13 protein-coding genes are annotated in these 15,043 nt (G+C 60.8%); 8 read left to right on the forward strand and 5 right to left on the reverse strand.

Going from position 1 to position 15,043, the window contains the following annotated elements; genetic code table 11:
* Positions 1-131 precede the first annotated feature (131 nt).
* From DHV10_RS17615 to DHV10_RS17625, 3 genes are all read left to right on the forward strand, one after another.
* Entirely contained in the window at positions 132-3,491 is a 3,360-nt protein-coding gene (locus DHV10_RS17615) for a TonB-dependent receptor (RefSeq protein WP_109487674.1), read from the forward strand.
* Between the two features lie 136 nt (positions 3,492-3,627).
* Complete coding sequence (locus DHV10_RS17620) at positions 3,628-4,701, forward strand: isoaspartyl peptidase/L-asparaginase family protein (protein WP_239461848.1); 1,074 nt, start codon at positions 3,628-3,630, stop codon at positions 4,699-4,701.
* Between the two features lie 56 nt (positions 4,702-4,757).
* Positions 4,758-5,306, forward strand: a complete 549-nt coding sequence (locus DHV10_RS17625; RefSeq protein ID WP_109487675.1) for a DUF1572 domain-containing protein — start codon at positions 4,758-4,760, stop codon at positions 5,304-5,306.
* 12 nt (positions 5,307-5,318) lie between these two features.
* Here DHV10_RS17625 and DHV10_RS17630 read toward each other — a convergent pair whose 3' ends face one another.
* Both DHV10_RS17630 and DHV10_RS17635 read right to left on the reverse strand, forming a co-directional pair.
* Positions 5,319-5,897, reverse strand: coding sequence for a rubrerythrin family protein (locus tag DHV10_RS17630; RefSeq protein WP_109487676.1), 579 nt, complete (start codon positions 5,895-5,897; stop codon positions 5,319-5,321).
* Between the two features lie 123 nt (positions 5,898-6,020).
* Positions 6,021-7,643: a S41 family peptidase gene (locus tag DHV10_RS17635; RefSeq protein ID WP_109487677.1), complete on the reverse strand. Its 1,623-nt coding sequence runs from the start codon at positions 7,641-7,643 to the stop codon at positions 6,021-6,023.
* A gap of 279 nt (positions 7,644-7,922) precedes the next feature.
* Here DHV10_RS17635 and DHV10_RS17640 point away from each other — a divergent pair, with 279 nt between their 5' ends.
* Entirely contained in the window at positions 7,923-9,674 is a 1,752-nt protein-coding gene (locus tag DHV10_RS17640; RefSeq protein WP_109487678.1) for a peptidylprolyl isomerase, read from the forward strand.
* An 85-nt stretch (positions 9,675-9,759) separates the two neighbouring features.
* On the opposite strand, the gene DHV10_RS17645 is transcribed toward DHV10_RS17640, so the two are convergent.
* Positions 9,760-10,227, reverse strand: coding sequence for a GNAT family N-acetyltransferase (locus DHV10_RS17645; protein ID WP_109487679.1), 468 nt, complete (start codon positions 10,225-10,227; stop codon positions 9,760-9,762).
* 93 nt (positions 10,228-10,320) lie between these two features.
* Here DHV10_RS17645 and DHV10_RS17650 point away from each other — a divergent pair, with 93 nt between their 5' ends.
* On the forward strand, positions 10,321-11,379 hold the full coding sequence (locus DHV10_RS17650; protein WP_109487680.1) for a 3'-5' exoribonuclease YhaM family protein: 1,059 nt from the start codon (positions 10,321-10,323) through the stop codon (positions 11,377-11,379).
* On the opposite strand, the gene DHV10_RS17655 is transcribed toward DHV10_RS17650, so the two are convergent.
* Complete coding sequence (locus tag DHV10_RS17655; RefSeq protein WP_109487681.1) at positions 11,329-11,712, reverse strand: EVE domain-containing protein; 384 nt, start codon at positions 11,710-11,712, stop codon at positions 11,329-11,331. The two genes, DHV10_RS17650 and DHV10_RS17655, sit on opposite strands and share 51 nt — an antisense overlap.
* A gap of 58 nt (positions 11,713-11,770) precedes the next feature.
* A complete protein-coding gene (locus DHV10_RS17660; protein WP_109487682.1) occupies positions 11,771-12,289 on the reverse strand; it encodes a hypothetical protein in 519 nt (172 codons plus the stop codon).
* Between the two features lie 91 nt (positions 12,290-12,380).
* Between DHV10_RS17660 and aroC the strand changes: the two genes are divergently transcribed.
* From aroC to fmt, 3 genes are read left to right on the forward strand one after another with little or no spacing between them, the layout of a single operon-like run.
* Positions 12,381-13,559 (forward strand): chorismate synthase, encoded by a 1,179-nt coding sequence (gene aroC / locus DHV10_RS17665; RefSeq protein WP_109487683.1) that lies wholly within the window; start codon positions 12,381-12,383, stop codon positions 13,557-13,559.
* Positions 13,560-13,591: 32 nt separating this feature from the next.
* Positions 13,592-14,101 carry a peptide deformylase gene (def, locus tag DHV10_RS17670; protein ID WP_109487684.1) on the forward strand — a complete coding sequence of 170 codons (510 nt, stop codon included), beginning with the start codon at positions 13,592-13,594 and terminating at the stop codon, positions 14,099-14,101.
* A gap of 4 nt (positions 14,102-14,105) precedes the next feature.
* Entirely contained in the window at positions 14,106-15,041 is a 936-nt protein-coding gene (fmt, locus tag DHV10_RS17675) for a methionyl-tRNA formyltransferase (protein WP_109487685.1), read from the forward strand.
* Positions 15,042-15,043 lie beyond the last annotated feature (2 nt).

Here is a 15,043-nt window from a genome sequence, read left to right on the forward strand (position 1 = left end):
ATAGGATCGAACGCCAGACTCCCTTTAGTCGTCCGTATCTCAGGCGTTCCCCTTCTCTTTCACGAGGCAAAGTACTCATCCATAAATTGTCCAGGCGCTACCCAGCACCACTTTCAAGGAGATCCAGACGCATGATGTCCAGTGTTTCAATTGGCACAAATCGCCGCGGTTTCGCTCTCAGTGTGCTCGCATGTTTCTTCATGCTTGCCATGATGATCAGCCCACTGCACGCGCAAACTGCAGGAGCCGGCACGATCAAGGGCACGATCACAGATTCCAGCCAGGCATCTGTCGCCGGCGCCACTGTGACCGTCACTGATGTGGATACCGGAATAACCCACGCGTACACATCGAATGAGTCGGGCCTCTACGTCGCGCCCTTTCTCCAGCCCGGTCATTACACCGTCACCGCGACGGCCTCAGGCTTCGGCAAAGTCAGCGCCGCCAATCTCATCTTGCAGGTCGGCCAGACCATGACCATCGACCTGAGCCTCAAAGTGCAGTCCGGCTCCACCACAGTTGAAGTGTCGGGAGAAACACCGATCCTCAACGTGGAACAAACCGAGGTCTCGCAAGTCGTCGACCAGCAGATCATTCAGAACCTTCCTGTCAACGGCCGGAACTGGAGCGACTTCGTGCTCCTCACGCCCAACGTTGTGCAGGACGGCGGCACCGGCTTGGTGAGCTTCCACGGAATCAGCGGCCTCTACAACCAGAACTACGTCGACGGCGCAAACAACAACCAGATGCTCTTCAGCGAAGCCCGCGGGCGTTCATCGGGTGCTCCCTTCGTCTATAGCCTTGATGCCATCAAGGAATTTCAGGCCGAAGCTTCGAACTACTCGGCTGAATTCGGACAGGCTGCCGGCGGCCAGGTCAACGCCATCACGAAGAACGGCACCAACGACATGCATGGCGATCTCTTCTACGCCCTTCGCTACCCGAGCTTCAATGCCCTCGATCCCGTCAGCAAGTGGTCAGCACTCTACAACCACGGCAACCCCTTCCTGCTCACGCAGCCGGTTCACCAGCAGCAGGGTTTCGGCGGCAGCATCGGCGGCCCGATCAAGAAAGACAAGCTGTTCTACTTCCTCACATCGGACAACTTCCGCCGCACAGGCCGCGCTCTCTATTACGAGACCAACACCGTAACCCAGACGCCCACCGGCACCTTCACCTCAACCAACGTTGTTTCCCCCACGCAGTGCCCCACCACAATTACTGCTGCGCAGTGCACCTCGGGAATCAACTTCCTTCTCGGGCTACAGAGCGCGCCTCGCCGCTTCGCGAAGGAGACTCTGATCTTCCCGCGCATCGACTACCAGCTCAATTCCAAAAACCTCATCTACGCGAACTTCAATTTCGCCAACTTCGACCAGACATTTGGCTACGCGCCCAACCCCACCTACTCGAACACCTCTGCCAGCACCAACGCGCCGACCAGCTATCACGAGCGCTTCCTCATTGCCCACTGGACCTCCACGATTACCAACACCGCTGTGAACGACCTTCGTTTCCAGTGGGGCCGCGATCTCGAGACCGCCGGTGCCAACGCCTCAGGCCCCAGCATCAGCATGGGTGCGGAGATCTACGGCATGCCCAACGCTCTCCCGCGTACCGCCGAGCCTGACGAGCATCGCTTCCAGATCACAGACGTGTTCAACAAAGTCTTCGGCCGTCACACCGTCAAGTTCGGCGGCGACGTCAATATCGTCCATGAAGTCATGATCAACCTCTTCCAGGGCGGCGGTATCTACGGCTACTCCGGCAACGTCACGCAGGAATTCCAGAACTGGATCGTCGATGCCTTCGCCGGTCAGCCAGGCAACACCGACCCGTATGCCGGCTCGCACTACAACACCTTCGTGCAGACCGTCGACAAGATCAACTCCACGCAAGGCGGCAAGGCCGGTGCAGACGACTTCTGGATGAAGATGTACGACGGCTTCGCCGAAGATACCTGGAAGGTCAATCAGAAGCTGACCCTCAACCTCGGCGTGCGCTACGACATTCAGCTGACGCCAAACCCGGCACTTCCAAACACCTCGACAGCGTTGGCCGCCAAGTACAACACCACCATCAAGAACGTTACCGATCGCGTTCAGCCCCGCCTGGGCTTCTCCTTCAGCCCGCACCCCGATACCGTGCTCCGCGGCGGATACGGCATCTTCACCGGCCTCAACCAGGGCAGCACTTACTACGCGATGCGGGTGGAGAACGGCATTTACCAGATCAACTACAACTTCAACGGGTGCAACGCGACCTGCACCAAGCCGGCCGCGCTGATCTTCCCCAACGTTCCGTTCCTGCCGCCCGGTCCGCCGCTCTCCGCAGCCCTCTATCCGAATGGTGGCACGGCGCCCACCGTCACCGGCGTGAACGCAAACACCTCGGCCAGCTTCCACGGCCTCTCGCCCGACTTCGTTCCGCCCATCACGCACGAGATGGATCTCGCGCTCGAGCAGGCGATCCCGGGCAAAATGTCTCTCTCCATCGGCTGGGTCGGCACGCGCGCTCTGCGCCTGCCTGTGTTCCTCGATGCCAACCTCGTTGGGCAGACGCCGCATGGAGTCCGCTCCTTCAATATCACCTACCCCAACAAGACCACGAAGCTCGTAACCGTTCCCTACTATCTCGCCACGGACCGTATCGATCCGACGCTCACCTCCATCAACGCAGGCTTCAGCGTTGCCAACTCCTGGTACCACGGCATGGCAGTCACCGTCCGGCGTCCCTTCGATCACGGGCTCGAATTGCTCGTGAACTACACCTGGTCGAAGGCTCTCGATGATGACCAGGTGCAGGGCGCGTTCGGCACCTTCTACGGCGGAAACCCCGTCCTCGATCCCAACAACCTCAAGGGCGAATACGGCCGCTCGGATATCGACATGCGTGAGCGCTTCGTTGGCACCCTGATCTACAAGCCTTCGGTTCCGTTCAGCAGCCGCATCATGAAGGAAGCAGTGAACGGCTTCACCTTCTCCGGCACGGCTACTGAGTCAACAGGCTTCCCCATCGTCGCCTCCATGAACAGCCCGGCATCGGTCGTCAAGAGCACGCCAGCCGCGGCCGACGGCAACATCTACGGCGGCGCGATGAGCTCCTCCTCCGGCGCACCCACCACTGGGCGTCCGCCGCAAATTCAGCGCAACAGCCAGCCCGGTCCCGGAGTCCGCAACATCGACTTCCGCGTGACCCGTGAGGTCCCCGTCCATGAGCGGATGCACTTCGAGTTCATCGCCGAGGCCTTCAACCTCATGAATCACACCATCATCTCCGGCACGAATACTGCATTCGCGACGCAACTCGCACCGACCGGTGCAACCGGTGCCTGTCCCACCACTGCTGTAGGTACGGGCTCGCAGTTCGCCGGATGCATCGTGCCCTTCGTCTCGTCGACTCCCTCGGGAGCCTTTGGCGTGATGACCACAACCAACAACGCACTCTACGGACCTCGCCAGCTGCAGCTCTCCGGCAAGTTCTTCTTCTAGGTCCACACCCACACACGCAGGGCGTGACGGCGAATGCCGTCGCGCCCTCTTCTTTTTGAGCCACAGCGGCCGGGCAGAATAGCATTGCATTGCGAAGCAATATCCAATAATTCCGATCCAACTCGAGGTGGAGAAGATGCAGAAGCCTTTGGCCGCTCTGGCCGCTGTTATGTTGATTAGTTCAGCCAGCTCAATTGCAGGCGCGCAGCAGCAGGGCGGGCATCACTGGGCTCTGGTCGTCCACGGCGGTGCGGGCGTCATCGAGAAATCCCAGCTCGGCCCCGAGGGCGACAAAGCCTACCGCGCTGGTCTCGACAAAGCTATTCACGCCGGCGCTGCGGTACTCGACAAAGGCGGCTCTGCGCTCGACGCCGTCGAAGCTGCCCTCCATGTCCTCGAAGAAGATCCGCACTTCAACGCCGGTAAAGGCGCCGTCTTCACGCGAGAAGGCAAAAATGAGATGGATGCCTCGATCATGAATGGATCCGACCTGAAAGCGGGTGCCGTGGCCGGCGTTCAGCGCGTCCACAGCCCCATCAGCGCCGCCCGCGCAGTGATGGAGAAATCGCCGCATGTGATGATCGCCGGCCGCGGCGCCGACGAATTTGCAGCCAGCGTCGGCCTCAAGATGGAAGAACCGAGCTACTTCTTCACCGAGAGCCGCTGGCAGGGCCTCGTCAAAGAACTCAAGAAGAAAGGGCTGCCCATTCCCCCGCGCCCCGCCGGAGTGCCGAAAGAAGGCGAGCAGATTCCTGTTGCCGTCCTCGATGAAGCCGAAGACTCAGGAGTTCACGGCACCACAGGCGTCGTCGCTCTCGATCGCAACGGCAACATCGCCGCTGGCACTTCGACCGGCGGCATGCAGGCCAAGATGCCTGGCCGCGTCGGCGACTCTCCCATCATCGGTGCAGGCACATACGCCTCAGATCAGTCCTGCGCCGTCAGCGGCACAGGCACTGGTGAGTACTTCATCCGCCTCGGCGTCGCGCGCGAGGTCTGCAATCTTGTCTACTTCAAAGGCATGAAGCTCCAGGATGCCGTCGATCACGTGATTCACAAAGAGCTCGAAGATCTCCATGGGGACGGTGGTGTCATCGCCATCACGCCCGACGGGCAACTCGCGTGGAGCTTCAACACACCCGGCATGTTCCGCGCAAAGCTCGTCGAAGGCGGCCAGGTTCAGATGGGAATCTACAACGACGAACCGTAACGGATGCGTTCGAGCTTCTACTGACAACGGCGGGAGACGACCTGGATAGGTGACACATGGCTCTGCAATTCACGACCTCCTACATCGAAGACGCGCTCGCCATCTTTCGCCAGTACAAGCAGCTTGGCGAAAGGGCAATCGCCCAGGTATCCGACGACCAGCTCTTCGCTACTCTTGATGACGAATCGAACTCCATCGCGATCATCGTCAAACACATGACCGGAAACATGCGCTCTCGCTGGACCGACTTCCTCACCGCCGACGGAGAGAAGCCTTCTCGCAACCGCGACTGCGAATTCGTCGACCCGCCGGCCACGCGCGAAGCGCTCCTGCAGGATTGGGAACACGGCTGGGCCTGCGTCTTCTCCGCGATCGAGCCCCTGACCGACGCCGACCTGCCCCGGACTGTCTACATCCGCGGCGAGGCACACTCCGTCCTACAGGCCATCAACCGCCAGCTCGCGCATTACCCCATGCACATCGGCCAGATCATCCTGCTCGCCAAGCACTACGCCGGCGCGCACTGGCAAACCCTGAGCGTCGCCCGCAACCGCTCTGCCGAGTACAACCGCAAAGTGGCCGCCGGAGAAGCCAGCCAGCGCTGACCCGCTGTTCAGCTACCGGATCACCTCAAACTTGTCGAAAGCGAGGTTGCAAACAGGGCAGCGCTCCTGCTCCTTCGCTGTTCGCGTCGTGTACCCGCACGCTGCGCACACATAGAAGTCGCACGCACTTCCTGCCCACGATTCCTTCACGCTCTTCGCCACCAACTCGATAGCTTCGGCGTACAGCTGCGCATGGGTTTTCTCCGCTTCCATCGCCCACGCGAATGAGCGCTTCGCGATCGGCAGATCGCTCTCCGTGGCCTCGGCAATAGACGCCGGATACATCGTCTCGATCTCATACAGCTCGCCGGCCAGCGCCGCCTTCAGGTTCTCGAGCGTACTCTTCACCTCAGCCGCATGGATTTCGCACTGCGCCTCCGCGCCCAGCTGCTTTAGCACTCGGGCATGATTCTTCGCGTGAATCTCCTCCGCACGCGCCGCTGCTCTGAACAAACTCGCGGCCCCATGCCAACCCTCTGCGTCTGCCTTCGCTGCAAACCCGACATACTTCGCGTGTGCATTCGACTCCCCCTCATACGCCGCAAGGAGGTTCGCTACGGTAGCAGTGTTCTCCAGAACTGAATTCGGCATTCTCACCCTCCGGTTCTTCTCATCGAAAGGGTAGAGACCCGGCGCGCTCGCAAGCTGTGACGGGCACTACAAACAGAAAGGCCATCCCGTTAAGGATGGCCTTCTCTGACGAACCCGGTCCGTCTATTGATTCGTAGCGCCGCTGGCCCGTGCCTCTGCCTTTTGCGCCAGAACCTTGTGCGCTGTGTCTTCCAGAGCCTGGGCTTCCGGTAGATACGAGAGCGCTTTCTGGATCATCGGATCCCAGTCCGCCATCACGCGCAGTCCCTGCTGCTGTCCGAACTGGCTCGTGATGATGTTCTCCTTCAGATTGACCTTGACCCAGTCCAGATTCTCGTCGATCTGCTTGTCGCTCACCGGAATGTCATCCTGCGTCGCAAGCCACTGTTTGAAGTCGCTCAGTACGGCATCATCCACCTGGAAGTTCCGGTCAACCGTCCGATTCGACAGGTAGTGAGCCGCAAAGTGGAAGAACGCTGCCTTGTAGACCAGATCATCCTGGAAGCGATTGTGCTTGGGCGGCTCGATCTTCTCGTCAGGCGTGATGCCTCCGCCGCCGTATACGGTGCGTCCCGAGTCCGTCATCTTCACTTCGCGGTTCGCCGATCCAGGAGCAGTCGCCCCCGCGTGGTTGTAGTAGTAGTCGTAGAGCGAAACGCCCGAGTAGTTCCGCTGAATCAGCCGTCCCGACGGGGTGTAGTAGTGATACGTCGTCAGCGCAAGCCCGGTGTTCTCGCTCAGGTTGTACACCGTCTGCACCAGCCCCTTGCCGAACGTGGTCTCACCCACGATCAGAGCGCGGTCATGATCCTGCAGCGCCCCCGACACAATCTCCGCCGCCGAGGCCGTGTTGCGGTTCACCAGCACAACAATAGGGAACTGCTTCCCTCCGTTGCCGTGAGTAGCCGTGTAGTTTTGGTCCGGATACGCGCGTCCACGCTGCGAAACAATCGTCTGCCCCTTCGCGAGCAGGTGATCGCACACCTCAACCGCCTGGCTCAGCAGTCCGCCCGGGTTCCCGCGAAGATCCAGCACCAGCCCCTTCAGGTTCGGGAAGCTGTCAATCGCCTGGTTCACTTCCTGCGCCGTCGTTTCCTGGAACTGCGTCAGGTGGACATAACCCACCCCAGGCTTGATCTCGTATTTGAGGTCGACCGAAGGATGCGGAATCTCATCGCGCACCAGGTCGAACGTCAGTGGCTTGGTCTGCCCGTCGCGCACCACAGAGACCTGCACGTGCGTTCCCTTGGGCCCCTTCAGATTCTTCGCCACCACATCCGACGTCATCCCGTCCGTCGACTTCCCGTCGATCGCCGCGATAACGTCGCCTGGACGGATACCGGCTCGGAACGAAGGAGTTCCTTCATACGGCGTGATCACGTAGACCTTATTGTTCTGTTGCTGAATCACCATGCCGACGCCGTAGTAGTGCCCGCGCTGATCTTCGCGCATCTTGGCATAGGCCTTCGGGTCATAGAAGTTGGAGTGCGGATCCAGCACCCGCAGCATCCCCGGAATCGCTCCATCGTAGATAGCCGTGTCCGCCCGGTCGCCCGAGATAGGCTCGGCATAGTTCTGCTCCACGATCGCGTACACATCCGTGAACGACTTCAGGCTGTCGCGAATCTGGCTCTCATCCTGAGAAGACTGTGCTCCCACCCTGCGCTGCAGAAACGTGCCGGCTACGGCACATACGGCGAAAAAGATGATGAGGCTGAAAAGTGCCCGGCGGGCAGGGGGGGTCATGCGGGAGGGTCCTCCGAAGTGCGACTGCTACAGGCGCCTCCGAGGCACCTCGCAGGCCAAACCTGGGCTAAAGTATAGCACTGGCTCATTTGACGCCGGCTCCACGCTTTCGGATAGCTGATTACCGAGGTGGACCACTCACTCGCCGTGGTCCCGAATCCGGAAATCAGCCCTGAGCAGGTCATTCCAGCTCACCTCGCACTCTTTTGCTGCCCCGGGATTTACAATGACGTCTATGCCTTTAGTGGTCTCCGCAGACCGCTTTGTTGTGTGCCAACTATGACTTTGAAAATCCTTCGTGTCCCCGGAGCCCTCGCGCTCTCTGCAGTCCTGTTCACCGGTCTGGCCCTCGCTCAGCAACGACCCAGTTCCACCGAAAGCCCCTACGGCGGCTCCACGGTTGAAGAGATCGTCGCGCGCGTCAACAACCAGATCATCACGAAATCGGACTACGATCGCGCCCAGAACGAGCTCGACCAGGAGATGCGTCAGCGGGGATCGACCATGCAGGAGATCTCGGACGCCCACCGCGACCTCCTCCGCAACCTCATCGACCAGCAGCTCTGGCTCGCCAAGGGCAAGGAACTCGGCGTCACCGGCGATACCGAACTGATCAATCGTCTCAACGAGATACGTAAGCAGTACAACCTGGCCACCATGGAAGACCTCGAAAAGGCCGCCAAAGACCAGGGCGTCTCGTTTGAAGACTTCAAGGCCAACATCCGCAATCAGATCGTCACCCAATCGGTCATGCGCGATCAGGTAGGCCGCAAAATCCAGCCCACTCCCGGCGAGCTACAGCGCTACTTTGAGGCGCACAAAAGCGAGTACGCCCAGCCCGAAAGCGTAAAGCTCGGCGAAATCCTCATCTCCACCGGCTCCAATCCAGACGATCAGCAGAAGCTGGCCGAAGCCAAAGCCAAAGCCGACGACATCGAAGCCCGCCTCAAGGCCGGTGGTGACTTCGCCCAGCTCGCCCGCAGCTTCAGCGAAGGCACAACGGCGGCTACCGGCGGCGAACTCGGCACCTACAAAAAAGGCCAGCTCGGCGAGCCCTTCGAAAGCAAAACCTTCGGCCTCAAAACTGGCGAGATCACCGAGCCCATCCGCACCAAGCAGGGCTACGTCATCCTCAAGGTCCTTGACCACATCCAGGGCGGCGACCCGCAATTCAAGGACGTCCAGAACGAGGTCGAGCAGAACTACTTCGAAGCCAAGGCCGGTCCGGCCATGCGCCAATACCTGGCCCAGATGCGCGACGAAGCCGCCATCTATATCAAGCCCGGATACGAAGACAGCGCTGCTACGGCCGCGGAGAAGCACCCCAGCATCACCTTCAGCGCGTACCAGGCCCCCACCGCCAAGAAGAAGCGGAAGGTAGAGCGGACCCGTTTCCGCGAGACCACCCACGGCTTCCGCCAAAAGACGGCGGTCAAACCGCTCCCCAGCGACACAGCCAGTGCGGATGCGGCTGCTCCCGCCAAACCGGAGAAGGCCAGCAAGAAAAACAAGAAGGCCAAGACCGAAGAGGCTTCCATGAAGCCCGGCAAGAAAGAGAAGATCCGCTTCGGCAAGGCGCCGCAGGAAACCCTGCCCGCAGCACCTGCCAGCCCCACTGAAGACGCCGGCGCGGTCGGCCAGGTTGCAGCCGGCAACGAGCCCGAGAATCCGCTTGAAGCCGACTCCAAACCTGAAAAGAAGACCCGTTTCAGCGATCGCGCCAAGCTGCCCAAACAGCCAAAGCCGAAGGGCCCGCAACTCGATCCCGAAGCGCCCACGGCTGCCGACGCGGCAGAGGTCGCCGATCGCCAGGCGCAGGCTGGTCCGCTCGGACTCGGTGGCAATCAGACCGACAAGAAGAAAAAGAAGAACACCACCACCGGCGACAAAACCCGTCTGAGCGACAAGAAGAAGGATCAGCAGCAGGAAGACACAGGCGACCGCCCCCTGGGACTCGCTCCGCAGCAGCCGGTGAACGGCACCACCCCGGCTCCTCCCATCCCGGGAACTCCCGGAGTGCCTCCGCAATAAACGGCAATTCGAATCGTTAATTCACTCGGGCCTGAGAGCAAATCTCAGGCCCGAGCTATTTCAGCTTCCACCGCAGCAGTGCTCATCACTCCGGCCGCTGCTTCTCATACACATGCGACAGCTTCGTCAGCGCATAACCGTTGCGCTCGTAGAACCGGTGCGCATCAAGGCGCGTACTGCGCGAAGTCACGCGCATGACCTCAAGACCCTGCTCCCACGTCCACCGCTCCACCCGCTCGCATAGCCTGAGCCCGATCTGCCGGTTCCGATACCCATCCTTCACCACCAGCCCGCCAATCAGTGCATGCGGTGCGGACTGGAGGTGATGCTGAACCGACACCTCAATCCACCCCACAACCTCGTCGGCAATACATGCCACAAACGCCGCCTGAGTTCTAGCGCGATCCGTTAACCCCTCGATCCAGTCTGTAATCTCCGAAGCAGAGCGCTTGTATCCGAGCTGCTCCGTAAGCGCCGCAACCGCCTCAGCGTCTCTGCGCTCAATCCCGCGAATCAGAACTTCCGAAACCTGAAAAGTACCTGAATCGTTCACGTCAACATGTTCTCACGCACTCGAACGCGCCCTGCACTCCTGTGATCCCGCGCTTTTGAGGTCGACTCCTCGTTCCTGTATCCTTCCCGCAGAATGAAGGAAATCTATGTAGCCGATCTCGCCTCCTTCGACGAAAGCCGAGTCTTCGATGCTTTCTTCCTGGTGCTGAGCAAGCAGCAGCGCATGACCAAGGCCGGCAAGCCCTATCTCAGCCTCATCCTCGGCGATAAGACCGGCCAGATCGAATGCCGCATCTGGGAACCCGGCGATCCGCGCATCGCCAAAGACTTCGACCGCGGCGACATCGTGAAGGTCCGCGGCTGCGTCTCCAAATTCGACGAGCGCCTCCAGATGCGCATCGACAATCTCCGTAAATCTACTGCCGAAGAATTCGACCGCCGCGATCTCCTCCCCTGCACCTCCTGCGACGTCGACGAGCTCTGGCAAAAGCTCCTCGGCTTCGTCGAAAGCTTCACCGATCCCGATCTCAAGCTCCTCCTCAGCACCTTGCTCGCAGACTCAGGCCTCGCCCAGGCCTACCGCGAAGCCCCCGCCGCCAAGCAGCTTCATCACGCGTGGCTCGGCGGCCTGTTGGAGCACGTCGTCAGCCTGCTGACACTTGCCGATCGCGTCGCTCCGCACTATCCCATCCTGCACCGCGATCTGCTCCTCACCGGAGTAGTCCTTCACGACATCGGCAAGGTCCAGGAACTCACCTGGGAAATCGGCTTCGAGTACAGCGTTGAGGGCACACTCCTCGGCCACATCCAGATGGGTATGGCCCTCGTCGAGAAGACCATCGACAAGCTGCCCAGCTTCCCGCCGCGTCTCAAGACGCTCGTCCTTCACCTCATCCTCTCGCATCACGGCAAGCTCGAGTTCGGTTCCCCCAAGCTGCCCATGATCCCCGAGGCGCTCGTCCTCAACTTCGTCGACGACCTCGACGCCAAGATGCAGGCCATGATGAGTGAATTCGAGAAATCCGCTAGGGAAGGGAAGGGCTCCGACGAGCTCACCAACCGCATCTGGGCTCTCGATCAGCGCCAGATGCTCAATACCCGCGAGTGGCTGAAGAAAGACCCAAAGCCGACCACCGGCTCCCTATTCGACGAACCAGCTCCACTGCTCTTCGGTGAGGGGAACAACGGATAGCCGCCCGATCTTTACCAGCGGCGAATCGCGAAAGATCGCCGCAGTTTTGATCTGATCCAGCGTCTTCGGCGTCTTCAGGCGCTTCCCCACCTTCACCCGCACAATCGGCACCTTGGGATCCGTCGCGTCCACGCTTACCACCGAACCCGTACCGACCGCCGTCCGTTCATCGCCCGTGTGATAGAAGATCCACTTCGTCCCCGGCTTCATCTCGCGCAGGTTCTTCACCGCCGTCGGATTCGTCACCCCGTCCCAGTTCGTCTCCTTGTCGCGCAGGAAGTCGTCGAAGGAGTAGGCGTCAGGCTCAGTCTTGAAGAGGAAGTAAGCGGACATGGGCTAAATGGTATGCGAGAGGGGCGAAGGCAGGGAAATGAATTCCTCGCTGCTCCAGCTACCCTCTCCCGTTGACCGTCAGGTCCGAATACCGCTGCGTTGCCGGATCGTACACCGCGTGCCAGAAGCACTTCCCGCCATCCATCGCGATCACGAGGCGCTTGCGCCAATTCGCATTCTGGTCGGTCGAGCAGACCGCGTTCAGGAACAGCTTCCTCTTTCCGTCAACGGCCACAGCAAGGTACTGGCGGTAGTAATTGCGGGGATCGTCAACACGCCTGTTTGCGTCAGCATCGTTCTTGCTCAGATCGGCTATCTGCCCCAGCGCGCCTTCTGCGTCATTCATATCGCCCAGCGTGGGCTCCCAGCCTTCGGCGTGCGTTCCCGAACCGAAATACTTGGTCCATAAATTCAGCTCGTCTGCTGGCAAGAGGACAAAATCGCGTTCATGACTTCCCGCCGCGGGTCCGGGCGTTCGTGCGACCGGCGCTGAGCCGCTTCGTAAGTGCCACAGCTCAAAGCCCAGCGCTCCGCAGCACAGCACCAGGAGAGCGATCTTTGGCCAGATCGATTTCATCTTCTCACCAGAGCTGAATTATCGCTCCCCGCCACCGTGCTTGCTAGCGGCTCACGCCTCACCACTTGCTCCCATTTACAATCAATACAACATGATCCGATTCTCAACCGCCGGCGAATCCCACGGAGAAGCTCTGATTGCCCTCGTCTCCGGCCTCCCCGCCGGCCTGGCGGTCGACCTCGACTTCATCAACCGCGAGCTATGGCGTCGCCAGCAGGGCTATGGCCGCGGCGGCCGCATGAAGATCGAGACCGATAAGGCCCACATCCTCTCCGGCGTGCGTCACGGCAAGACCATTGGTTCCCCCGTCGCCATCCAGATCGTCAATCGCGACTGGAAGAATTGGGAAGAGAAGCTCCCCGTCGAAGCCGGCGACCCCGCGAAGCACCAGGCCGTCGCCTCTCCCCGCCCCGGGCACGCCGATCTCGCCGGCGCCCTCAAGTACAACTTCCCAGACGCCCGCTACGTCCTTGAACGCGCATCCGCCCGCGAGTCCACCGCCCGCGTAGCCGCCGGTGCCTTTGCCAAGCTTCTGCTCCGCTATATCGGCATCGAGGTCTCCAGTCATGTCATCCGTGTCGGCCGTGTTGAACTCGAACGCCCCGCCACCTGGGAAGAGATCGCCGAAGTAGCCGAGCGCAAAGAGATCGTCCTCAGCTGTGTCGACGCACTCACTGAAGCCCGCATGAAAGAAGAAGTCGAGCACGCCTCCCGCACCGGCGACACCGTCGGCGGCGTCTTCGAAGTCGTCGTGCACGGCGCTCCCGCCGGCCTCGGCACCTACGCCAACTGGGACGAGCGCCTCGATGGCCTCCTCGCCTGGTCCGTGATGAGCCTCCAGGCCGTCAAAGCCGTTGAGATCGGCCGCGGGGTCACCGCCGCCGAGTCCTTCGGATCCACGGTCCACGACGCCATCCACTACGCCAAAGAATCAACCGAGAAGCCCACCCGCTTCACCCGCGAGCAGAACAACGCCGGCGGCGTTGAAGGCGGCGTCTCCAACGGCGAAGACATTGTCGTCCGCGGATACCTCAAGCCCATCTCCACCCTTCGCCGCCCCCTCGAGTCCGTCCGCTTTGACACCCGCGAATCCACAAGCGCAAGCTACGAGCGCAGCGACATCTGCGTCGTGCCCGCTGCCGGAGTAGCAGCCGAATCCATGGTGGCCATGACCGTCGCCAACCTCGCCCAGCAAAAGTTCGGCGGCGACTCCGCCGACGAGATGAAACGAAATTTCCAGGGATACATCGAACAGATACGGAGCTTCTAAATCAGGCAGATCCGGAGTTGTAACACACAGTCATGATTCTCAAAGTAGTCAAGTACCCCGAGCCAGTGCTCTCCCAACCCGGTGAGCCGGTTACGGAATTCAATGACGAGCTCAAAAGGCTTGTCGACGACATGTTCGAAACCATGTATGCCTCCCAGGGCATCGGTCTCGCTGCGCCACAGGTTGCCGTCTCCAAGCGCGTCACAGTCATCGACCTCAGCCAGGGCAAGGACCCCGAGCAGAAGCTCATCCTCGTCAATCCCGAGATCATCTTCCGCGAAGGCAAGCAGTACGAAGAAGAAGGCTGCCTCAGCTTCCCCGAGATCCGCGAGAAGGTCCAGCGCGCCTCAACCGTAAAGGTTCGCGCTCAGGATCTGAACGGCAAATGGTTCGAGATGGACGGCGAAGAGCTGCTCTCGCGCGCCTTCCAGCATGAGATCGACCATCTCGACGGAATGCTCTTCATCTTCCGCATGAGCTCTCTCAAGCGTGACCTTGTGCTGCGCAAAATCCGCAAGATGCAGCGCGAAGGAACCTGGTAGCTCCGTGAAGCTTGTCTTCTGCGGGACCCCTCAGTTTGCGGTTCCCACGCTCCAGGCTCTCATCGCCGCGGGCCACCAGATCGCATTGGTCGTCTCGCAGCCCGATCGCCCCGTCGGCCGCTCGCAGCAACTCACAGCGCCGCCCGTAAAACAAACCGCCCTCGAAGCGGGTCTCGAAATTACGCAGCCCGAGAAGATCAAGAACAACGCAGACTTCCGAGCGCGCCTCGAAGACCTCGCGCCCGATGCCATCGTCGTCGTCGCCTACGGCCGCATCATCCCGCCCTGGATGCTCGCGCTGCCTCGCCTCGGCTGCATCAATCTGCACGCGTCGCTTCTACCCAAGTACCGCGGAGCCGCCCCTATCCAATGGGCCGTCGCCATGGGCGAAACCGTCACCGGCAACACGACCATGCTTCTCGAAGAAGGCCTCGACACCGGCCCAATCCTCCTTCAGCAGGAAATCCCCATCGCCCCCGCTCAGACCGCCGCGGAACTCTTCGATGTGCTCGCCAAATCGGGCGCTCCGCTCGTCGTCAAAACTCTGGCCGGCCTCGACAGTGGCTCCATCACCCCACAACAGCAGGACCACTCCCGCGCCACACTGGCACCCATCCTCACGCGCGAAGACGGCCTTATGGACTTCGCAAAGTACACCGCCCGCGAACTCTGGAACCGCTGGCGAGGTTTTCAGCCCTGGCCCGGCGCGTCCACTACCCTCGAGGGCAAAAAGCTCATCGTCCATCGCATGCAGATCGCATCGCAGGATACTCCGAATGAACCCGGCTCTCTCGAAATCGCCGACGGCAAGATGCTCGTCGCCTGCGCGCAGAACACGGGTCTGGAACTCCTCGAAATCCAGCTCGAGGGCAAGAAGCGGATGACAGCCGCAGACTTCCTCCGCGGCACACCCCTCCACTCCGGCACCCGCCTCGGCTAGTT

The organism is Occallatibacter savannae (genome assembly GCF_003131205.1).
GTDB classification, from domain to species: Bacteria; Acidobacteriota; Terriglobia; order Terriglobales; family Acidobacteriaceae; genus Telmatobacter; species Telmatobacter savannae.

What these genes read in the sequence shown, in the direction of transcription:
- DHV10_RS17615 (WP_109487674.1), top strand. Translation starts at nt 132, where the DNA reads ATGATGTCCAGTGTTTCAATTGGCACAAATCGCCGCGGTTTCGCTCTC.
- DHV10_RS17620 (WP_239461848.1), top strand. Translation starts at nt 3,628, where the DNA reads ATGCAGAAGCCTTTGGCCGCTCTGGCCGCTGTTATGTTGATTAGTTCA.
- DHV10_RS17625 (WP_109487675.1), top strand. Translation starts at nt 4,758, where the DNA reads ATGGCTCTGCAATTCACGACCTCCTACATCGAAGACGCGCTCGCCATC.
- DHV10_RS17630 (WP_109487676.1), bottom strand. Translation starts at nt 5,897, where the DNA reads ATGCCGAATTCAGTTCTGGAGAACACTGCTACCGTAGCGAACCTCCTT.
- DHV10_RS17635 (WP_109487677.1), bottom strand. Translation starts at nt 7,643, where the DNA reads ATGACCCCCCCTGCCCGCCGGGCACTTTTCAGCCTCATCATCTTTTTC.
- DHV10_RS17640 (WP_109487678.1), top strand. Translation starts at nt 7,923, where the DNA reads ATGACTTTGAAAATCCTTCGTGTCCCCGGAGCCCTCGCGCTCTCTGCA.
- DHV10_RS17650 (WP_109487680.1), top strand. Translation starts at nt 10,321, where the DNA reads ATGAAGGAAATCTATGTAGCCGATCTCGCCTCCTTCGACGAAAGCCGA.
- DHV10_RS17655 (WP_109487681.1), bottom strand. Translation starts at nt 11,712, where the DNA reads ATGTCCGCTTACTTCCTCTTCAAGACTGAGCCTGACGCCTACTCCTTC.
- DHV10_RS17660 (WP_109487682.1), bottom strand. Translation starts at nt 12,289, where the DNA reads ATGAAATCGATCTGGCCAAAGATCGCTCTCCTGGTGCTGTGCTGCGGA.
- aroC (WP_109487683.1), top strand. Translation starts at nt 12,381, where the DNA reads ATGATCCGATTCTCAACCGCCGGCGAATCCCACGGAGAAGCTCTGATT.
- def (WP_109487684.1), top strand. Translation starts at nt 13,592, where the DNA reads ATGATTCTCAAAGTAGTCAAGTACCCCGAGCCAGTGCTCTCCCAACCC.